Origin of the sequence: Paenibacillus montaniterrae, assembly GCF_018403185.1 — a bacterium.
Taxonomy (GTDB): domain Bacteria; phylum Bacillota; class Bacilli; order Paenibacillales; family Paenibacillaceae; genus Pristimantibacillus; species Pristimantibacillus montaniterrae.
In genome coordinates, this window is the sequence record NZ_BOSE01000006.1 from 1 (window position 1) to 19,030 (window position 19,030).

The window sequence follows — 19,030 nt, forward strand, 5'->3', positions numbered from 1 at the left end:
GTCTTACGTCGATTTCTTCCACAAGTATCTTGTGTCGGTACGTTACGCACCATACGATGTGGTACTGAATGGCATAGACGTAACCACGACCACGCTTTATTTCTGACATATAATCACCTCTGATTAATGAATAACCTATGTCAGCGTTATTTACCTATAGAAACCTTGACATTAGAGGGATTATTGTAATCGTCACCTAAACATGTGTCGGATAGTTAACGTCGCACAAGCCACGCCCTATCCGAAGTTTTCTAACTCATGACTGAAGTCGCAAGTTTGCGAAAACTATGCATCAAGGAACTTCCAATACACTATTAATCTGTTTTGTTCTTTAATATATACAAAATCCATCCAACCATCAGCTACTAATTGATCATCCTTATTAAACAACAATATTCCAGAAAAGTTATCAAGTGAACCATCTAAGTAAAAATAATGATTCAAATCCCTAATTAATTGTCCTTCTACTTCTTTCCTTAATTTCTCCCCCATACAACTAGAAAGGCCCATATCATGATAATTTGGTTTGATTCTCATTATCCCCCTCTTTTAAAATCGGTTTTTGCAAATGTTTCGTATGACGTACTTACTTTAATAAACCCGAAAGGCTTTAGTGGAGTGGGGTGCAGCGCAACGGGCCGTAGACTTAGCCTTGCAGGGTTGACACGTAAATCATCATCTTCTCTGTCAAAAACATCACCAGTGACCAAGGAGCGCATGCGATGATGCGTTAATGCTGTATTATCCCAAGTTCGCGGCTTCTCTGAAATTACTTATACAATCAATTTGCCTTTAAAGTTTAGGTAAAATTCTTAGTATGTTCTCGATACTATTATCATCCCAAACTATAAGATAGCATTTTTCTTTCTGTAGGTTCTGCAGTGCACCTAATCTGTGGTTACCATCACTTATACTTAAAACACCTTCTCTATTTTCAGCAATTAGAGGCGGCATATCCCATCCACCTTTAATTCTCATAATGATTTGCTCTGTTCAACCCAGTATCTCTTTTTGGGCTTTTAATCCATCCGACAATCCAACATTTCCTCCCTCACCATTTAAAAAGAGGTGAACCCATGTTTCTATATCATCATTCTCAGCATATTCCTTTGCTGATTTTAAAGTATACTCCGTCATTCAGTTGTCACTCCTTTTTTGATCCTTTCGGGCGAACCAAGGAGCCGCCAGGCTTTGCTGCGCGAATACAATGTTAACTAATGCCTCCGACATCTTGAGCTGCTGTCAAAATACGCTATTCCCTTATTCAAGTCCTTATTTGGAATTGTATCCCATTTCCTTACTTATTTCACTACTTCTTTAAATAGGGTTTGTAAATTGTGCTGTTAATTTTTTTGTTGAAGTTAACGTACAGGACACCATAGTTGTAAGGATTGCATGAATACCCGAGAAAAAATAATAAAAACAAGTTGACATTGAAGTTTACTCCAATGTTATTGTGAATGTATGGAAAAACATTATTCTATTCATGAGGTTTCACAGATACTTGGTATTCCGAAGGATACGCTCCGGTATTATGACCGTATTGGGCTCGTATCGCCGTCTCGGGGACATAATTCTTATCGCAGGTATTCTAGGGACGACATGGTCGATTTGATGAATATTCAAATCATGCAGTATGCGGACTTTTCTCTAGAAGAAATCAAGGGGAAGTTTCAGTTCCACAGAATGCAGAGTGTAGATCCTGCTTATTGCCAGGAGATCGCTGAATTCCTTGATGCCAAAAAAGCAGAAGCACGAAAAAAAATCGCACATCTTGAAAAGGTCAGTCAGTTGCTCGACGTAGTAATTAATACGTTAAAGGACTTTAATCATGAAAGTGACCAGCAGCTGGCAGTGTTCGTTCGGGAGATTTACCGTGATCTTCACAATAAGGAACCTGAAATAACTAAGGAGGATTGTGATGGACATCAGAATTAAGAACTATTATTGTATGATTGCCGGCGTTCTTGCAATACTTTTTGCTATTACGCACGCATGGAACGGGCAATCTGCTGTACTGCCGACGCTCTTAGTGAACGATATATCCCTGGATACCCAGGTAACATTTACGTATGTCTGGCACATTATTACCGCTGAGAATCTCGTTTTCGGCATAGTATTCATTATCCTGTCATTTCTAAGCGAGAAAGCGAAGATCCGGTTTGCTGCTTGGATGATCGTGTCACTTCTGCTCGTTCGTCTGATGGTCATTCTTAGTGTAACCGCATATTATGATGTTTCTGCACTTACGAATACGTTAATCGATTCGTTCGCCATCTTAATCTATGCCGCTTTCATTATACTGGGCACAAGAATAAAAAAAGAGTAAGGAGGTCAATCTTTACAAACCAGTAGGAAGGTTTGTGCAGTAAACTGAGTTTCACTGCCAGTGATTGGCAATACGATAACGGGAAACTAGTTCAGTATAAACCGCCTTATGTGGCGGTTTTTCTTTAGCCACAAATCAACAACTCAAGAATAACAGGGCCTATAACTAAACAGTTCTCCTGATCATTCACTCTCGACCAAGGACGTTTCACACTATCAGCTCTTATTAAACGCACTTTCTACCCTATTTATTCAATTCGAACGCCTCCGCGTATGAAGGGTGTCCGGAGCAGCCGAACCCAGAACGAATGTCCGCAGCGTGACTCTCCTTATTTCAGCTTAGGTTACATTCAGTATTATGTTCTTTAGTTCAATTAGATTCTTGATTCTATAGCTGGCCTGGGAGAAGTCATGTGTTTTCGTGAAGTCGTTGTGAACAATAGCACAATCGATACCAGCAGCCACAGCCGAGGTCAACCCTCTGTTTGAATCCTCAACTACCAAGGTCTCTTCTTTAGTAGCACCGAATCGCTTTAGACCGGTCAAGTATGGTTCCGGGTGCGGCTTTGTGCGCTCGTAGTCTTCGCGAACAAGAACAAACTCCATGAATTGTAATATCTGACGTTTCTCATGAATGAGTTGAAAATCAACACGTTTTGCAGTCGTCACGATGGCCATTCTGACGTACTTAGAAAGTTCGGCTAGAGTTTCAACTACTCCTTCAATTTCTATGGCTTCTGTTCTTAGATATTCCTGATAATAAACGTTGCGGACCTCACGTTGCTTATTGATGATCTGTTCATCAATACCTGCCGCCCTTGCTTGGGCCCAAGTGCCCAACGATTCGGTCATGTCGCGGAGGTATTGATCTTTATTTAAGGTAAATCCAATTTCAGCTAAAGCGCGTTCTCCCGCTTTGTAATACCAGAATTCAGTATCAACCAGAACACCATCGTGATCGAAGAGGATGTACTTTTTAATTGGTTTCACCATCCTTTGTCCGCTGCAGCAACCATGCAGCTATTTATGACATACGCCGTTGGTCATCCATTAGTAGATGGGACACTCTCGTTTTTGGCTCTTTTAATTTTCAGCCCCAATGCGTGAATGCAGTGTTAGACGACGTCTTTCGGCCTTCAGTTCCTCTATCACAAGTATTTATTTATTACTTTATCATCCCAAATTTGGACTTCAATATATCTTTCGGGCCCTTTGTTACCATTTGGATTCCAAATTTGAGGCCTACCAATTTCTTTAACTAATTCAATAATTTCATGTTTTAGATAGATCCTTTCCCTATACGGCTTCCCATCCTTGTATCTCATTGTTGGAAAAAGATCTCCATAAGTAAAACTAATAGTCATTGGATCAAATTCTTCTAAAGGTATTCTTAGTTCTTTGCCATCCCTATACCATTCTTTCAGCCAGTTACATGCCCCAAAAGTCATATAGTGAGGATAAGCTTTGGTTGGCTTTCCTCCCTTGCTAATAAACAGTTCTCTTGCTAATTCCTCTAATTGCCTTCTAACGAGTAAATAATCATCAGATCGCTGACTTGCAAAAACACCCCCATCCTGCTTCAAAGTATCTTGCACACTTAGAGCTTCTTCATATGACAAAGAGGAAAGGTTCTTAAAAGGCCCCGTCTCCGCTTCATAGTAATGATATAAATAGTTATCACCCATGATTATCACCTACAAACGTTACTTTCGAAAGATATCATCTAACGTTCTTGCATTAAAGAACCTGCGCATAGCAGGTTGTGACATGAATCAACATCTCTGCCAAATCCATCACCGGTAACCAAGGAGCCGAGCCAAGCGACATCCTTCTATTTATTCGCTCTCAAATGGTCCTGCATATTTATCTTCTCAATCATTCTAATTCCTTCTTCATATTTCCAAATATGAATTCCTGTATCACCAGTTGGAATAAATACATTTGAATCATACGGTAGATTTAGGAAACTTCTAAATAACATGTTAATATAGAAACCATGCGATACGATTCCTATCCTCTTCAAACTAGGATTCTCAGCTATAAATGACAACAATTTAGATATGAACTTTTCTGCCCGGGCTCTAACTTCGATTTCATTTTCCGCATCTTGCCCTGACTCATGTCGTTTCCACCCATTTGTCGGAACCGGAAACTTAATATTGGCTTCTTCTTTCAACATCCCGGCAATAATTCCATTACTTCTTTCTACGAGATCATTATCTAGAATAATATCCATACTGTTAACTGATTGTATTATCTCTGCTGTTTCTTTTGCTCGTTTCAATGTGCTACTAAAAATTGCGTCTGGAGTGTATTGACACTGCATCCATTCTGCCAGTAATTTCGCTTGGCTTTTACCTAACTCAGTTAAAGGAAAATCAGCTTGACCTTCATAACGATCTTCAATGTCTGCAACTGATTGTCCATGCCTTATGACAACTAATTCTACCATGAATTATTCCCCTACTTTCATTAAATTACTTCCTGCGGACCGAGGGCGAAAACCCGATGCATGAATACCGTGTTCTAAGATGTTGGCGTCCTCTTCGAATTACTTAAGAATCCCATGCGGCAAGCATGCATGAACGCCTTTAACCCCATTAACAATCTGAGTAATTCTTAGGTCAACTATTGAACTTCCTAGTGCAATAGCTTCTACTCGATTCAATCCGAATAAATCTCCCATTAAATTAAGCATTCCATCAAGAGCTTGAACAGTTGCTTCATTCAAGTCTTCGTCGAATCCAAATGTGATCCATCCAGCTGGAGTATTCGCTCTTGGGTTCGACAAACTCATGTTTTCAATTAGATTTACTGTTATATCAACAACTTCCATCGGGCATTCAATAGCTTGACAGCTCACTTCACCATCGCCTTGCAATGCATGGCCATCACCAATCGCTAAATATCCACCATCAACAGATATTGGTAAGTACAATTTACTGCCTTTAACTAACTCTCTACAATCTATGTTACCTCCACAATAACGTGGTGGCCATGTAGAATGAACCCCTCCTGACTCTGGCGGCATTCCAATGACACCCATGAACGGTTTTAAAGATACTGAAAATGTTCTCCCATTTATATCGCACTTTCCATTCATTAATTTGCTATCAAGCTTCCAGTCCAGAATTATTTCTTGATATTCTGTTAAGTGTAACTTTTGGTTTTGCCAATTAGGGTACTGCCCAGCAGCGGTAAAACCATAATGACCAATAATAATGTCGTTAAATTCTATCTCGAGTACCATTCCCCGCTTGGCATTTTCTACATAAATAGGTCCAATTAACGCATGCCCCCCATCTATTTTGTCTCTTCTTGAGAATGGTTTCCTCCGGTCAGAGTTACTCGTTCCTGTTCCCCAACCGGCATCCAGCGTTTCAAAACGGATTGAATCCCCCGAATTCACTTTAATAATGGGAGATACTTCATTAGTAAATGATCCAATTAGATTTTCTTGAACTAATTCAATTTTATGAACTGCCATGAAATCTCCCCCAGTGTTTTTGATTTTTACGCCGCTCTCTTATATCGTTCTTGCATTCACGAACCCGAAAGGCTTAAGTGTAGCGCATGCGCAACGGGTCGGAGACTTAGCCTTGCAGGGTTACTCTGCCAAAATCATTACCAGTAGTGATGCGGAGCGCATGCAACGATGCGTTAATGCTATGTTAGACGGAGTTCTACACTTCATTGAACCGACCAACATAATTTTTAAAGTTGTTTAATTGATTAATTGCCTCAATCCGAATAGAATTAACATCCCCGTATATTCCTTGTGTTGCTAAATAATAACCATCAGATAATCGGTCCAAAATATGTGATAAATCCTCATCTAGCGAAAAAGCACTTCCTTGACGATAAAGACTTAATATATATGAGAAAAATTCATCATCTGAAATGTTTCCGGTCTCTATCTCACTTACCAATTCTCCTATCAATTGATAGAGTGGCTCTCTTATAGTTTCCTCACCGTACGCTTTCTTCAACTTCGACGCTACATCTTCTAAGGACTTATTGTTAGACAGAGACACATCGATTAGTTCATAAGGAAAAGATTCATTTCCTTCAATCATTCGATCAGCCCATGTAATTACTTCCTCTTTGGAAAAATAACCGATTATTAATCCTACATAATAATAGGCTGATTGTGCTCTTATTGATTTCATGGTTTACCTCATTTTTGTAGAATTTCGTCTAACGTTCTTGCATTCACGAACCCGAAAGGCTTAAGTGCAGCGCATGCGCAACGGGTCGGAGACTTAGCCTTGCAGGGTTATCACATGAATTTATTTCGCTGCAGAAAGCATCACCCTTGACCGAAGAGTGTATACGACGATGCTTTAATGCGTTGTTATCTGATGCAACTTACTTCTTAGATTAAACTTCATAATCTTTTTTCCATACATATGCTTGAAGGACAATTAACATATTCACCAAATCTATCAATCTCGACATATCCTTTCTTTCTATAAAAACTAATTGCCTCTACTTGCTGATCTCCAGTTTCTAATTTCATTAAATAATAATTTTGATTTTTTGCTTTCATTTCTAGGCTTTTTAATATGTCCCCTGCAATTCCCTGATTCCTATACTCTTCTAGTACAAAAAAACGCTTTAATTCAATTTCATCTTTATTAATTTCCTTGATAGCCCCACACCCAACTGCTTGCTCATCCAGATAAGCAATTACAAATTGAACATCTCCTATACTTAGAGTTTCTAAATCAATAGTAAACACTTCTTCAGTTGGATACAGTGAATATAAATAGTCATCCAGTTTTTGAAGTAACTTATTCAAATCAGGATGGCCCGACTTTACATCCAATAGGATAATAGGATTCATTATTTCTTTCTCCTTCAATGTTTGTTTTTTCATCAGTTCAGATAACGTTCTTGCATCAACACAGATGCCCACCTTAGATAGCTCTTATCTTAGGTGGGCATCTGTGTTGATGAGCTTGCTTCACTGTTAATACTTCTACAACCAAGGAGCGCATGCGACGATGTTTAATGCTGTGTTATCGGATACTCTTGCCTTCTTCGAATTTCTTGGATAGATATTCTTTAAATTCTTTAATAAATCCATTCAACCAGTCTTCTCCATAATCAAGTGATCCACTGTATGAATGGATAAATGCCACATCAAGATTCATTACCCACAGTCTTCGAACGATGATAAAATCTTCAACAGCTTTCTCATCATTCTCCGAAAAGGGTCTAACAGTTCTATATCCTTTAATTATTGCATTCCACAAAGTATTTGCTTGATCAATTTGATGATGACGTCTTCTTGATATCAACACCTGTGCAAGATCATATGAGCGCCAACCTTTGCATGACCATTCAAAATCTATATGTGTAAAAATTCCTTCATTAAATTGAACATTATTATTGCCATGCATGTCACCATGACAAATTCCCCAGTCAAGCCCCAGTTCAATTCTTCTTTCAATTATCTCACATAGCTTATTAGCGAATTCTAACAAGAAATCTGTTTGGGTATGATCGTTACCAATATAATTAATAATACGTTCAACTGACTGCCTAATGAGAAAGTTAATATCTAGATCATGCTTTGGTAGTTCTACCGTTATTCGATCCATTGCGAGATGTAACTCTGCCGCTGATTGGCCAAATAAAAAACAAGAATCTTCGTCATTAAGTGTATACTCTTCACCTTCAGCAAACTGAAACAAAACCGCATATCTATTTCCTTCCGGCGCCTTAATTTCACTACAGAAACTATTGTCAAGTTTTCTAATTGGTAATGCGACTTGTGTTGTTTTATTCAACAGCACCTCAGACAATTTATTAATAATCGATAGCTCATAATCAATATAATCCGCTCTAACCTCAACGCGATAAATTCTTAACACATAGAGCCCTTGATGGGTTCGGACTTTATATGTATCGTTCAGTCCTCTTAATAAATAGTTACATTCAATCCAAGGGCCAATTGAATATTGATCTGATAAGAATCGAATTAAATAATCTCCATTAATAACGGATCGTAAAACTAATGCTTGTTCTATCAAGATGATTCCTCATTTCTTATAGTTTATTTTTCGAGAGTTTCCGATAACGTTCTTGCATTTACGAATTCGAAAAGCTTAAATGTAGCGTCAGCGTAACGGTTCTAAGACTTTGCCTTGCAAGGTTGTCACATGAAACTACTAATGTATCGCAAGTGACCGAGGAACGCATGCGACGATGCGTTGATGCTGTGTTAGGCGAAGTTGATTCATCTATGAGAAGCTATCAAACTTTCAAGATCTTTTACAATTTTTCTGAACCTTTGATCAGAGACACCATAACCACCAGTATTAAGAGTTAAGACACCTAATTTAACATGGAGCTCTTCCGTCGAATTATCTAATAATGAATAATCCGATAAATCTTCTTCCAATGTAATAAAGCCATTAGACAATAATGACTTTTTAATCTTCCTAATTTCATGATTTGATAACTTTCCACAAAATTTCTTTTCTAGCTGTCCTCTGTTACTTATTAATTCAAGAGAATAGTCACTATTCTGATTCAACATCAATACGGCATGATATCCCGAATATGCATTAAAGACTTCATATTTAATTTGTGGTTTAACATTCCCAATATAAAGAACAATCAATAAAATCAATATTATTCCAGAAAGGACAACTATTGATCTTTTCTTCATAGTTCGATCCTTCTTTCACCGATTTAATCAATTTCGCCTAACGTTCTTGGACTAACGCACCCAAAGGGGGCACGTGAATCTACTTCTCTGCAAAATGCATCACCAGTGACCACGGAGCGCATACGACGATGCTTTAATACGGTGTTATCAGATGTTGCAACTTCATTGAATTAACTTACATTTTCAAGTTTTTTATATTACCCAATTTAATTACTTTTTCTTGATATCTTTTAATCTTCAACTCAAATTCATTCCTATTTCTTTCAAAATCGCTCGTCCACTTATACATTAGCTTTAACATTGTAATATCAGGTTTATAATGTGACTTTTCAATTCCTATTTTTTGTTTTATAAATCTAGTTAAAATCCTTATTTTCCGTTTCCATAATGGAGGATCAAGAAATATAATCACTTCTGCCATATCATACAAGCATCTGTACGACTCCCTATCTGTGCCTTCAAATATCCATGAACCTTTTTCATCAATTTCCTTAATAATCTCAACCTGTTCTTCAGAAGAACGTTTTTTCCTACCTTCTTTTGTATCGTTATGAACAATACAATTCAATTCATACCAGGGGATGTTTAAGCTTTTAGATAATTGTTTTGCCAATGTTGTTTTTCCACTTGCAACAATTCCAACAATGAAGATTTTCTTCATTGAATTCACTCACCTACAATAATTGTTTTTTGGCAATTTCTGATAACGTTCTTATATTAACGAACCCGAAAGGGCTTAAGTGGAGCGAATGCGGAACGGGTCGTTAGACTTAGGCTCGCAGGGGTTGTCAGCAGCAATCACTTCCCTGCCAAAACTTCTGCTGACCAGGGGGCGAACGCCCCGATTCGTTAATGCGGTGTTACGTGATGCTTCCGACCTCCTTGTGATTTCTGACGAATCCTAGACCAATTATCAATATACTCCTTAACCTCTATTCTAAGCTCGTCAGATAATACTTTTAATGAATTAATATTTTTATAATCGTTAATATCGAAAGTTAAATCCGCTTTATTCTGTAATGCTCTTATCCAACTGTATTCGACATCAATTATATGGAACATTGTCTTAATAATCGATCCCACTCCTGAATTACGTTCTTTTAACAATTCAGTGATTGGTAGTAATTCAAGACGTTGAAACCATTCATCTCTGATTTGCCAATTATATTGGAAAAGTGACTTCAATAGTAGCACCCCCTTTTAAAACGATTGCCGATCTTTCATATAACGTTATAAATTCACAAAACCGAGAACCTTAAGGCCCAGAGGGCCGGGCGCGACTGCGGTTAGGTGCGCAGGTTTGTCCGGCTGATATTCACTTCCTCGAAATACCTCGGGCGGACCAAGGGACTGCCAAAGCCGGCCCGCAGCGTGAATACTTTGTTATCTGATACCGGTGCCTTCTTGAGAAACATTCAATACTCTTATTTAGTTCTTTGAACTTCCTTTATAATTGGTTCTGAAACTGATGCAACATCTACGACATGGTTAAGACATGAGATGCCATAATGCTTGAATGGGCCTGGGTAATCCTCAGATGCAAATGTTCCAACTTTAATGAAGTCTAGGTACCTGGATTTACTATAAATTCTAAAGATTTCACCTTCAAATTCTTCGTAATTATCCCATGAAGTGTAACTTTCATTTCTAACAGAATATCCAATATACCATTCAAAATCCATTTGTATAAAAGGTAATGTTTCATCTACATCAATCGAATAGGTATCTTCAATTTCTATTTCTCCAATTGTTATCGTTTCAGGAGTTTCACTAGTTCTACTTCGACTAAAGAGTAATCTAAGTGTGTTCTCTTCAGGCTCACATATCTGCTCAAGATATATATCCTTTAAATTCAACAAGTCAGAATACTTCAAATGAGTCACTTCCTTTATTGAACTATATTGCTCTTGCACGGTTTCAGATAACGTTCTTACATTAACGAACCCTCATCCACCTTAAGGAAATCTGGGAGGCTTAGATAGCTCATATCTTAGCCTCTAGATTTCCGGCTGCGATGCGGTTAAGTGGTGCAGGGTTGTCCGCCTGATTCCTCTTCCTCGAAAACCCTCGGGCGTACCAAGGGGCGAGAAAGCGGCCCGCAGCCTGAATGCGGCGTTATCTGATGCCGACTTATCTTCGAATAATCCCAAGACTATAGTTCTTTAACCAATAACGAAACTTTCTTCGCATTGTAATAATAATCATAAACTTTGTCTTTCTCTGTCCATCCATCTATATCATGATTAACAATATTTCCATGTCTTCCATAGTACCTTATATTCTCTTGCTTCCCTGTAAGTAATGATGCGAGGTTACACCCGGCATTTCTTAAGCCCTCCTCGAAAAGAGCTAGTAAATGTGCACCAATTCCCAATCCTCTGCACTCAGATTTCACAAAAAGGTAATTTAAGTATCCATGTGCTTCTTTGGATTGGTCTACAAAACCTAGTGCAAACCCGATGACTTCATTGTTTTTTTCAGCTACCCAGCAAGTATTGCGGAAAAATCGGTAGAAAGATAGGTATATTGAGTCCCTTTCATTCGGCAAAGGCGAACAATCCATATGCATGATTTGAATGATTGAATGGTCATTCAGTTTACTGTATTTAACATCCATGTTCATCACCCTGTTTAAATAATATAGTCGGTTTAAGATAACGTTTCATATATTCACGACGCTCGACGAAGTCGAATGTGTCCACAGCAACCACTTCTTTGAAGTCGCTACTGGGACCGAGGACGACAGTCCGATGCGTGAATATGGTGTTATGCGTTGGCTTCCAACCTCTTCGCTACACTTACATCAATCAATCTTGTATAACTCCTATGGTATTAGGAAACTACTACGCATAACGTTCCTCACGACCCAGTGTTGCTGAATCCCCGGATGCCTGCCTTCCCTTCTACTTCCCCGAAATATTTCTATCGTACTAAGAGTGAATGCTCGTAGCGAAAATATTATATTATGTGTTGCTTCTAATTTCACTAAATATACCAGCAGTAAACATAGTTAGCACTTTTTTGCTTTGAAGTATTCAATGTTAGCTAAAGGTATGTTCCATTCTAAAAAAAACGAATGACCGAAATCACTCTCATAGTCTTCGATATTATGCGCTATCTCAGATTTGGAAATATTCAAAATTTCGTTAACTAAATTTTCGTCTCCGTTAAATAAATCAATCAGCCTTTTATCACTACTTATGTAACGAAAGTCATTTTTTTTACACGATATAATAAGATCTGATCCTTCTTTAGTAGGTATAATAGTTATATAAACAAATACATCTCTTTTTTGAATTTTTAAATTAAGAATACATGAAAAAGCAATCGTTTTTTCATTCTTAATCACTTTAAAATAAGATTCAAATATTTGATTTGAATTAATTAAATCATTGTACACCCCTAATTTTTTCTTATAATCCCTTATTTCCTTTTTTACATTTTTCAATTCTCTTATTTGTTTATATTTTTCTAAATATTTAGTTTTAAATATCTGATTGAATAAAATCATAAAAAGATAAGCTTTCTTATAAAAAACATCTTTACTGATTAAAATTTCTTCCTCTAACATCATTTTTCGAATAACTTTATTATATTCGGTGAATTCTACGGAATCCCAATTTCTCAATTTCCATTCTAACCACTCTACTAACTGAGTTGATTCTACAATGGCTTTTGATAAAGCTCTATAAGAAATTAAAAAAATCGAATTATTGTCATAGTGAATTTCCTCAACGTTTTCAATTTTCGAAAATAGATTTCGATCATGATAAGAACAAAAACCTGGAAATGTTAGAGCCGATTTCACAAAAGGTGCAGACAATTTATTCTTAAATGGATTTTGGAAATCAGTTTGTAAAATATAAACCTTACTCTTTTTTGACATGTACTTTAAGTTTTTCTCAGGAATCGAATGCGAATTGATAGCCTCATTGGGTTCTTTTCCACTTTTGGAATCGTTCTTGCATTCATCATTATTTAATAAGCAAATTCTTTTAACTTGTACTTCTCGTTTAAATTTATTAAAAATTGCATTTTTTGATTCGAAAAGTTCTTTAGGTGGATTTTGAGCGATTATTGACCTATAAAATTTTCTTGATATTTTTTCTTTCATAGTTCCCCTCATTCTTCTCTGACCTCAAAATTTATCTTTCATTCATTACACTATTCCCAAATTGATTTTTCGAATTTTAAAGATTTTGAAAGTTACGCATAACGTTTTTGCATTAACGAACCCGAAAGGCTTAAGTGAAGCGAAGCGCAACGGGTCGACAGACTTAGGCTCGCAGTGGTTGTCCGGCTGAATCCGCTTCCTGGATTCTTAACTTCGGCCGGACCAAGGAGCGTCAGCTCCGCAGCGTGAATACGGTGTTATACGAAGGACTTGACCCTCAGTACCGCTTACAAGTAGTTCTCAATTAATTCCCGAATGCCTTTTATCATCTCTCCAGTATCTCTGATATCGAATTCATCCCACTCCGCATGTAGTGCCTTGTTTCTAATTCCTGCATACGCTTTTATTCTCTTCCCTTTTACAACTGTTAGAATATCCGAGCTAATAAGGCTTTCAATGAGGGGCTCTAATGATACGCCTTTAGTTGTTATATTATTTTTGGTTGCTATCTTCTTGATTGTGTCCTCTAGTACTGAACTTGCTAATATTGCAGCTTCATTCTTTTTATTTGCTTTGTGATACTCAAAAGCATGATCAAGGAAATCATCAAATGTCTCAGCTGCGACAATATACTGTATATCCTTCAATATTCCCCTCTTCCATTCTTCAAAAGCTGAAGCAATCAAACCGAACATTCTCTGAAACACTAATGTAGGAATTCCTTGATTTAACTGTTCATGTTCCATAATCTTGTTACACTCATTGAAATGAAAACTTTGCTTTGGAGAAATCATCTGGATAAGATTTATAGAGGACGATAACCAAGTTTGAAATAGAGGGATGTAAGAATCTATTATCCAATAATCATCTTCTTTAGCCTTACTTGACAGAACCGCACCTTGAGTAATTAGTTCATTAAATCTCTGTTCGATTACTTCCTTCATGAGTAACCCTCCAATAGATTTTTTCAAGTCTTTCGCATAACGTTTTTGCATTAACGAACCAAAGAGCCTTAAGTAGGGCGAAGCGCAACGGGTCGACAGACTTAGGCTCGTAGGATGTCAGTAGCTTCAACTTCTCTGCCTAAACTTCCACTGACCGAGGGGCAAATGCCCCGTTGCGTTAATGCGGTGCTATATGATGAGGATACCTTCTTAGAGATTTCTATCAGGAATTACTTATTAAACTACTTCTGGATCAATCAACTCAGTCCAAACCATTTCTGGTATATTATCTGTTCTTAATGTTAATATACTTACATAATGTTTATCTGTCCTTATGCCCACTTCGAAGTAATGTTCAAACATTGACCTTATAGTCCAAGGCATTTCAAGAGTTTCAATTACTTCACTACTAATCCAGTAGAGATCTCCCTCATTTGTATTTATTATTTCACGTTTATTCGTTTTACCAAAATATACAAACTGCTCTCTTATTTCGAGCTCCTTCTGTCTTATTATTATGTACCTTAACTTAAGCTCTTCTAATTTGTCTTCTTCTATACCTGACTCCTCATGAATTTCTCGAATACACGATCTTAGGGGATCATCAATTTCATGTGGTTCTATATGTCCACCAATCCCTGTCCATAATCCTGGAGCTAGCTTTCTATCTGCTGATCGCTTCATCATTAAAATCTTGTCACAATTAAATAAAAAAGCGGTCGTCATTAATCGAGTTCGCATTTGATTCACTCCTTCTGGTTTTAATTGCATCCCTTTCATTTAACGTTCTTGCATTTACGAATCCGAAAGACTTAAGTGTAGCGCAGCGCAACGGGTCGTAGACTTTGACTTGCAGGATTGTCACGTGAATCAACTTCACTGCCAAAAGCATCACCAGTGAACGAGGAGCATATGCGACGATGCGCTAATGCTGTGTTATAAGATGCCACAACTTCTTAGCGTTTCCAGCAAATCAGCTATTTTCATCTAACATGGGTTTAATCTGTTTTAACTTTGGTTTCCCCCATATATTTGTTGTGTATTTTATATAATATTTATCGTGATACTGTTTGTTTTCATCGATTATATTAGCCAAATTACTTGGGATTTTTATTGTTTTAACTTCTTTAATCATAGTCTCTATGACCATTTCATTTGAACTAACTTCCCTTATTGTAACTAATTCACCTATACTTGAAGTCTTAGAACTCCAGACTAACAAAATAAAAATTATTAATGTGATTATTATTTTTATTGACATTTTTTTCATGCATTAACTCCTTATAATTCTCTTGTTATTTATTAATTCAATAATTTTGTCAAATTTTATATCTTGCATTGAATTAATTAACAAATCAAATTCATTAAATTGAAAATGTCTTGTTACCTCGTTCGGTACTACTACACAGTTCAATCCAGCCGATTTGGCTGCTTTAAATCCATTAAGTGAATCTTCAAATGAAATTGCTTCTTCAGCATTCACCCCTAAGTTCTCTAAAGACTTTATATATAGTTCAGGGTTTGGTTTCACTTCTTTAACGTTATCTGAAGTCAAAATACTAGAAAAATAAGTATCTAAGTTAAACCGTTCCAAATGTGGTTTTATCCATGATAAGGTTGAACTCGATGCAAGTCCAATCTTTAAGTTCATATCTTTTGCTTCTTCTAGGTACTCTCTAACACCAGGACGTAACCCTTCATTCTCTAGTAATTCTCGATACTTCCTCCTAAATTTAGTCTTAACCTCGTCTATAGCAACTTCCTTTCCTGTAATATTTGATAAATAAGTATAGGGATCAAAAACAGAAAAAGATGTCCCAATACATTGCGAATAAGTTTCAAGTGTTAATTCAACCCCATATTCGTTATAAATATCAGAAAACACATAATATGATGGAGTTTCGGTATCAACTATCAAACCGTCAAAATCAAAAATTATGGCTTTTATCATATGTTTTTCTCACTCTTTCAAGTCGACCTCAGGCCGACATATATTTTATAATTGTTTCCGTCGTCTCATCTAACGTTCTTGCATTAACGAACCTGCGCATAGCAGGTTGTCACATGAATCAGCATCACTGCCAGACACTTTATCAGTGACAGAGGAGTGCATGCGACCTAGCGTTAAAGCTTTGTTATACGACGGAACCTCTTCTTAGAGTCAACTCTCTAGTCTAAGATTTCCAGTGTTATTTTCAATTATTGGTTCTACATCGAAGGCCTGTGAGTCACACAATAGATTCGTACCTCCAATGAATTGGCAATTCCTGATCTCTACAGGGCCCATAAACCATGCATCAAAAAAATCTACATACTTCCTAAATTTATTTTCTATTAACCTAACTGTGTATGAGGATTCATTGTGCCCTCCACAGTCAAAATAGAAGATTTCATTAAAAACACACCGTTCAATCGATATTCCCTTATAAAAATATGCACCATGGAAACTAGCTAAATTAATAGAGCAATCTCGAATTATAACTTCCTCTGTAAATTCCATAATAGTCAAATCTAATTTATCAATAATACAATTCTCAATTAATACGCTTCTCCTTACCTGTTCATTCTCAAACAAGTTTGAATTGTATAAATCAATATCCTTTATAAAATAACCACTTACAGGTGAACCAGAGTAAACTAATTCTTGAACTTTTGTTTTTATTAACTTATCCATGGCTTCCCCCTGTTTAATTAGGTTCTGTCGTATAACGTTCTTGCATTAGTGAACAGGAGCGCACGAAGATGTGCTGATGCTGTGTTATATGATGTCGTAGGCTTCTCCGAATTATCCCAATAATTAATTTATCTTTCTTCTTACAACGAACGATCTCATGTTTCTTTCAAATCCTAATCTCTCATAAAACCCTTCAGCTTGCGGTGCCGAAGTTAATACATATTGCACTTCATCATTACCTAATTTATTTATTAATCTTTCGATTAGATCCTTACCAATCCCTAAACCTTGGTATGCTTTATTAACTGCTATATCTGAAATGTAACAACAGTACGAGTAATCGGTAATTGCTCTTAGAATTCCTACTAATTCTCCATCTACTCGAGCAGTTACAGTTTCATTTGCGTTTGATATCATTCTGGTTAGTCTGTCCAGATCATCTATTGGTCTTCTAATTCCAGAAGCTTTAAATACATCAGATACTTCTTCTGGAGAACAAACACTATTGTGCTCATAGATAACTTTCATTGAAATCTCCTCACTATTGTATTCCTGCGATTTCGTATAACGTTTTTGCATTAACGAACCCGAAAGCACCAGTGACCGAGGGGCGCATGCGACAATGCGTTAATGCAGTGTTATAAGATGTGGCGTGTTCTCGAATAACTTCCCAATTCACCTTCCTTCAAACCAAGCTTTATCTATAAGTTCTTCCCATTCAATAATTAATTTCTTGTATTTAATAATCCAGTAACCAAAATCAGAATTGTACTTCGACGAAGATGATCCATCAAATCTCTGTATAAAATAACTATCACTATTCGATATTTCTTCATTCTTAAGCACTTCAAATTCAACCAATAGTTCAGAGATATCAAGCTCAATCCTCTGAGCATTTTCCTCTACAATAATTCTATTCTTGCCTTTAATATTCGACGTATCATATAAAATTGAGTCTAAGATCTCGAACTCAACAAATGTAAATCTAGCCTTTCCTGTATACATTGCGTTCCCAGTATCATTAAGTGGATGATCTGATAGCACATCAATGTGATCAAATAAAATTGATAAATTCTGCTCTGTTTTTAAAACTTCTTCTATTAAGCAATCATGTAATGAAATTAGGCTTAAAGTGTTTATTGACTTGAATTTAATGTTAAAACCTTCTCTCATTTGGATTTAGTTTGTTTGGTTTTCGCCGATTTCTAATAACGTTCTTGCATTCATGAACTCCCGTAGGGAGTTGTCGCAGCACCACTTCCACGAACCTGCGTCTGCGACCGAGGTGGGTCAGCATGATGCGTGAATGTGGTGTTACCGAAGAAGTCGATTTCTCTAATTAACTTGCCTTCTCTTGATTTACATATATTTCTTTTTCTTGCTTGTAGATGTGATTGTAATATGTGAGCACATCTTCTAAGCTATTAAACTCGCTAATCTGGAATGGATAGCCTGGATTCTTCTTCTCTAGTAAAAATAAACTTCCCTCTTTATCAATAATAAGTGCTGTATGTGCCATCTCTAAAATATTGTCATTGTTTGAATCTAAATAAATCCGTAGCACTTTGAATTTATCTGAGAACTTTAGTTCGGAGTTCTCAACATTATCTAACGGCATAAATAATGCCCTGAAAATAGAAATCTGCCTGTTAGATAAATTTAATCCTAGTAGTTTTACTTTATTTAACTCTGATTCATACACTTCTATTAAGATTTCATTGTTGACATCTAAGGAATCTGAGACCAATAAAAAAGTGATATTCGGCAGTTAATATCTATACTATCTATTTCATCTGCGGACCAACCATTTAATGTTTTATTAAAATTAATATCTTCGTACTTTCGAATATTCGTTTTTACCCAACCTGAATTTGGTGAATGACACAAACTTAGCTTGCTTAGCATTGTATAATTCAATGAATTTGAACCATTTATCTGCATTTTTATCTGGAATTCCACTCTCGTGGAGCAGAGATTTAGTAAAATTAATTATCTCTTCAAATAACTATATCTGAATCCATATCTGAATCTGACGAGCACCCTAATATTAGAAGTATAAGTAATCCAAAAACAAGGACACAAATAGGTTTGATAGTTTTTACCCACTTTCAAATTTTTCATATAACGTTCCCGTATTCACGACATCCCACCGACTTAAGCGACCAACAGGAGCGGTCTCGATGCGGTTAGTCGGTGCGGATGTGTTCGCCTGAACTCGCTTCCTTGTCAATCTCCTCTGGCGAACCGAGGAACCATCAGGTTCCGAAGCGATGAATACAATGTTATCGGAT

The 19,030-nt window shown here is 36.8% G+C and carries 27 protein-coding genes; 2 read left to right on the forward strand and 25 right to left on the reverse strand.

Annotated features, from left to right (window positions below):
* The 4 genes from KJS52_RS27445 to KJS52_RS15530 form a co-directional block, all read right to left on the reverse strand.
* A partial coding sequence (locus KJS52_RS27445) for a transposase (protein WP_246563685.1) occupies window positions 1-109 on the reverse strand: 109 nt, incomplete at its 3' end.
* Window positions 110-285: 176 nt separating this feature from the next.
* Window positions 286-537 (reverse strand): hypothetical protein, encoded by a 252-nt coding sequence (locus KJS52_RS15520; protein WP_213516894.1) that lies wholly within the window; start codon window positions 535-537, stop codon window positions 286-288.
* A gap of 255 nt (window positions 538-792) precedes the next feature.
* Window positions 793-978 (reverse strand): ParB N-terminal domain-containing protein, encoded by a 186-nt coding sequence (locus KJS52_RS15525; RefSeq protein WP_213516896.1) that lies wholly within the window; start codon window positions 976-978, stop codon window positions 793-795.
* Between the two features lie 15 nt (window positions 979-993).
* Window positions 994-1,137 carry a hypothetical protein gene (locus tag KJS52_RS15530; protein ID WP_213516898.1) on the reverse strand — a complete coding sequence of 48 codons (144 nt, stop codon included), beginning with the start codon at window positions 1,135-1,137 and terminating at the stop codon, window positions 994-996.
* A gap of 327 nt (window positions 1,138-1,464) precedes the next feature.
* Here KJS52_RS15530 and KJS52_RS15535 point away from each other — a divergent pair, with 327 nt between their 5' ends.
* Together KJS52_RS15535 and KJS52_RS15540 are read left to right on the forward strand one after the other, a co-directional pair.
* Entirely contained in the window at window positions 1,465-1,938 is a 474-nt protein-coding gene (locus tag KJS52_RS15535) for a MerR family transcriptional regulator (protein ID WP_213516900.1), read from the forward strand.
* Window positions 1,922-2,329 carry a hypothetical protein gene (locus KJS52_RS15540; RefSeq protein ID WP_213516902.1) on the forward strand — a complete coding sequence of 136 codons (408 nt, stop codon included), beginning with the start codon at window positions 1,922-1,924 and terminating at the stop codon, window positions 2,327-2,329. Before KJS52_RS15535 ends, KJS52_RS15540 begins: the two co-directional genes overlap by 17 nt.
* A gap of 338 nt (window positions 2,330-2,667) precedes the next feature.
* Here the strand turns inward: KJS52_RS15540 and KJS52_RS15545 are convergent, their stop codons facing one another.
* From KJS52_RS15545 to KJS52_RS15645, 21 genes are all read right to left on the reverse strand, one after another.
* Window positions 2,668-3,321 (reverse strand): HAD family hydrolase, encoded by a 654-nt coding sequence (locus KJS52_RS15545; RefSeq protein WP_246563626.1) that lies wholly within the window; start codon window positions 3,319-3,321, stop codon window positions 2,668-2,670.
* 155 nt (window positions 3,322-3,476) lie between these two features.
* Window positions 3,477-4,013 (reverse strand): hypothetical protein, encoded by a 537-nt coding sequence (locus tag KJS52_RS15550; protein ID WP_213516903.1) that lies wholly within the window; start codon window positions 4,011-4,013, stop codon window positions 3,477-3,479.
* A 146-nt stretch (window positions 4,014-4,159) separates the two neighbouring features.
* Window positions 4,160-4,780: a histidine phosphatase family protein gene (locus KJS52_RS15555; protein ID WP_213516905.1), complete on the reverse strand. Its 621-nt coding sequence runs from the start codon at window positions 4,778-4,780 to the stop codon at window positions 4,160-4,162.
* Window positions 4,781-4,879: 99 nt separating this feature from the next.
* Window positions 4,880-5,815: an acetamidase/formamidase family protein gene (locus KJS52_RS15560; protein ID WP_213516907.1), complete on the reverse strand. Its 936-nt coding sequence runs from the start codon at window positions 5,813-5,815 to the stop codon at window positions 4,880-4,882.
* Between the two features lie 196 nt (window positions 5,816-6,011).
* Window positions 6,012-6,497, reverse strand: a complete 486-nt coding sequence (locus KJS52_RS15565; protein WP_213516909.1) for a hypothetical protein — start codon at window positions 6,495-6,497, stop codon at window positions 6,012-6,014.
* 218 nt (window positions 6,498-6,715) lie between these two features.
* Window positions 6,716-7,207 (reverse strand): GNAT family N-acetyltransferase, encoded by a 492-nt coding sequence (locus KJS52_RS15570; protein ID WP_246563628.1) that lies wholly within the window; start codon window positions 7,205-7,207, stop codon window positions 6,716-6,718.
* A 142-nt stretch (window positions 7,208-7,349) separates the two neighbouring features.
* Entirely contained in the window at window positions 7,350-8,366 is a 1,017-nt protein-coding gene (locus KJS52_RS15575; protein ID WP_213516911.1) for a phosphotransferase enzyme family protein, read from the reverse strand.
* Window positions 8,367-8,572: 206 nt separating this feature from the next.
* Window positions 8,573-9,007, reverse strand: a complete 435-nt coding sequence (locus KJS52_RS15580; RefSeq protein ID WP_213516913.1) for a hypothetical protein — start codon at window positions 9,005-9,007, stop codon at window positions 8,573-8,575.
* Between the two features lie 175 nt (window positions 9,008-9,182).
* Window positions 9,183-9,668, reverse strand: a complete 486-nt coding sequence (locus KJS52_RS15585; protein ID WP_213516915.1) for an AAA family ATPase — start codon at window positions 9,666-9,668, stop codon at window positions 9,183-9,185.
* A 188-nt stretch (window positions 9,669-9,856) separates the two neighbouring features.
* The gene (locus KJS52_RS15590) at window positions 9,857-10,192 is read right to left on the reverse strand and encodes a DinB family protein (RefSeq protein ID WP_213516917.1); all 336 of its coding nucleotides are present in this window, start codon (window positions 10,190-10,192) and stop codon (window positions 9,857-9,859) included.
* A 239-nt stretch (window positions 10,193-10,431) separates the two neighbouring features.
* A complete protein-coding gene (locus KJS52_RS15595) occupies window positions 10,432-10,881 on the reverse strand; it encodes a hypothetical protein (protein ID WP_213516919.1) in 450 nt (149 codons plus the stop codon).
* A gap of 278 nt (window positions 10,882-11,159) precedes the next feature.
* On the reverse strand, window positions 11,160-11,624 hold the full coding sequence (locus KJS52_RS15600; protein ID WP_213516921.1) for a GNAT family N-acetyltransferase: 465 nt from the start codon (window positions 11,622-11,624) through the stop codon (window positions 11,160-11,162).
* A gap of 393 nt (window positions 11,625-12,017) precedes the next feature.
* Window positions 12,018-13,121 carry a hypothetical protein gene (locus KJS52_RS15605; protein WP_213516923.1) on the reverse strand — a complete coding sequence of 368 codons (1,104 nt, stop codon included), beginning with the start codon at window positions 13,119-13,121 and terminating at the stop codon, window positions 12,018-12,020.
* Window positions 13,122-13,408: 287 nt separating this feature from the next.
* Window positions 13,409-14,065 (reverse strand): hypothetical protein, encoded by a 657-nt coding sequence (locus KJS52_RS15610; RefSeq protein ID WP_213516925.1) that lies wholly within the window; start codon window positions 14,063-14,065, stop codon window positions 13,409-13,411.
* Window positions 14,066-14,302: 237 nt separating this feature from the next.
* A complete protein-coding gene (locus tag KJS52_RS15615; protein WP_213516927.1) occupies window positions 14,303-14,845 on the reverse strand; it encodes an NUDIX domain-containing protein in 543 nt (180 codons plus the stop codon).
* A gap of 193 nt (window positions 14,846-15,038) precedes the next feature.
* Complete coding sequence (locus KJS52_RS15620) at window positions 15,039-15,335, reverse strand: hypothetical protein (protein ID WP_213516928.1); 297 nt, start codon at window positions 15,333-15,335, stop codon at window positions 15,039-15,041.
* Window positions 15,336-15,338: 3 nt separating this feature from the next.
* Complete coding sequence (locus tag KJS52_RS15625; protein ID WP_213516930.1) at window positions 15,339-16,016, reverse strand: HAD family hydrolase; 678 nt, start codon at window positions 16,014-16,016, stop codon at window positions 15,339-15,341.
* A 210-nt stretch (window positions 16,017-16,226) separates the two neighbouring features.
* Window positions 16,227-16,739 carry a hypothetical protein gene (locus KJS52_RS15630; protein WP_213516931.1) on the reverse strand — a complete coding sequence of 171 codons (513 nt, stop codon included), beginning with the start codon at window positions 16,737-16,739 and terminating at the stop codon, window positions 16,227-16,229.
* A gap of 123 nt (window positions 16,740-16,862) precedes the next feature.
* The gene (locus tag KJS52_RS15635; protein ID WP_213516933.1) at window positions 16,863-17,267 is read right to left on the reverse strand and encodes a GNAT family N-acetyltransferase; all 405 of its coding nucleotides are present in this window, start codon (window positions 17,265-17,267) and stop codon (window positions 16,863-16,865) included.
* Between the two features lie 147 nt (window positions 17,268-17,414).
* On the reverse strand, window positions 17,415-17,912 hold the full coding sequence (locus KJS52_RS15640) for a hypothetical protein (protein ID WP_246563630.1): 498 nt from the start codon (window positions 17,910-17,912) through the stop codon (window positions 17,415-17,417).
* A 166-nt stretch (window positions 17,913-18,078) separates the two neighbouring features.
* A complete protein-coding gene (locus KJS52_RS15645) occupies window positions 18,079-18,441 on the reverse strand; it encodes a DUF4300 family protein (protein ID WP_213516934.1) in 363 nt (120 codons plus the stop codon).
* Between the last annotated feature and the right edge of the window lie 589 nt (window positions 18,442-19,030).

Bases quoted from the DNA above. Each gene is read 5' to 3' on its own strand.
- KJS52_RS15620 (WP_213516928.1), bottom strand. From the start codon at position 15,335: ATGAAAAAAATGTCAATAAAAATAATAATCACATTAATAATTTTTATT.
- KJS52_RS15520 (WP_213516894.1), bottom strand. From the start codon at position 537: ATGAGAATCAAACCAAATTATCATGATATGGGCCTTTCTAGTTGTATG.
- KJS52_RS15565 (WP_213516909.1), bottom strand. From the start codon at position 6,497: ATGAAATCAATAAGAGCACAATCAGCCTATTATTATGTAGGATTAATA.
- KJS52_RS15555 (WP_213516905.1), bottom strand. From the start codon at position 4,780: ATGGTAGAATTAGTTGTCATAAGGCATGGACAATCAGTTGCAGACATT.
- KJS52_RS15615 (WP_213516927.1), bottom strand. From the start codon at position 14,845: ATGAAAGGGATGCAATTAAAACCAGAAGGAGTGAATCAAATGCGAACT.
- KJS52_RS15540 (WP_213516902.1), top strand. From the start codon at position 1,922: ATGGACATCAGAATTAAGAACTATTATTGTATGATTGCCGGCGTTCTT.
- KJS52_RS15605 (WP_213516923.1), bottom strand. From the start codon at position 13,121: ATGAAAGAAAAAATATCAAGAAAATTTTATAGGTCAATAATCGCTCAA.
- KJS52_RS15570 (WP_246563628.1), bottom strand. From the start codon at position 7,207: ATGAAAAAACAAACATTGAAGGAGAAAGAAATAATGAATCCTATTATC.
- KJS52_RS15625 (WP_213516930.1), bottom strand. From the start codon at position 16,016: ATGATAAAAGCCATAATTTTTGATTTTGACGGTTTGATAGTTGATACC.
- KJS52_RS15535 (WP_213516900.1), top strand. From the start codon at position 1,465: ATGGAAAAACATTATTCTATTCATGAGGTTTCACAGATACTTGGTATT.
- KJS52_RS15580 (WP_213516913.1), bottom strand. From the start codon at position 9,007: ATGAAGAAAAGATCAATAGTTGTCCTTTCTGGAATAATATTGATTTTA.
- KJS52_RS15525 (WP_213516896.1), bottom strand. From the start codon at position 978: ATGAGAATTAAAGGTGGATGGGATATGCCGCCTCTAATTGCTGAAAAT.
- KJS52_RS15600 (WP_213516921.1), bottom strand. From the start codon at position 11,624: ATGGATGTTAAATACAGTAAACTGAATGACCATTCAATCATTCAAATC.
- KJS52_RS15610 (WP_213516925.1), bottom strand. From the start codon at position 14,065: ATGAAGGAAGTAATCGAACAGAGATTTAATGAACTAATTACTCAAGGT.
- KJS52_RS15630 (WP_213516931.1), bottom strand. From the start codon at position 16,739: ATGGATAAGTTAATAAAAACAAAAGTTCAAGAATTAGTTTACTCTGGT.
- KJS52_RS15640 (WP_246563630.1), bottom strand. From the start codon at position 17,912: ATGAGAGAAGGTTTTAACATTAAATTCAAGTCAATAAACACTTTAAGC.
- KJS52_RS15530 (WP_213516898.1), bottom strand. From the start codon at position 1,137: ATGACGGAGTATACTTTAAAATCAGCAAAGGAATATGCTGAGAATGAT.
- KJS52_RS15635 (WP_213516933.1), bottom strand. From the start codon at position 17,267: ATGAAAGTTATCTATGAGCACAATAGTGTTTGTTCTCCAGAAGAAGTA.
- KJS52_RS15545 (WP_246563626.1), bottom strand. From the start codon at position 3,321: ATGGTGAAACCAATTAAAAAGTACATCCTCTTCGATCACGATGGTGTT.
- KJS52_RS15560 (WP_213516907.1), bottom strand. From the start codon at position 5,815: ATGGCAGTTCATAAAATTGAATTAGTTCAAGAAAATCTAATTGGATCA.
- KJS52_RS15550 (WP_213516903.1), bottom strand. From the start codon at position 4,013: ATGGGTGATAACTATTTATATCATTACTATGAAGCGGAGACGGGGCCT.
- KJS52_RS15585 (WP_213516915.1), bottom strand. From the start codon at position 9,668: ATGAAGAAAATCTTCATTGTTGGAATTGTTGCAAGTGGAAAAACAACA.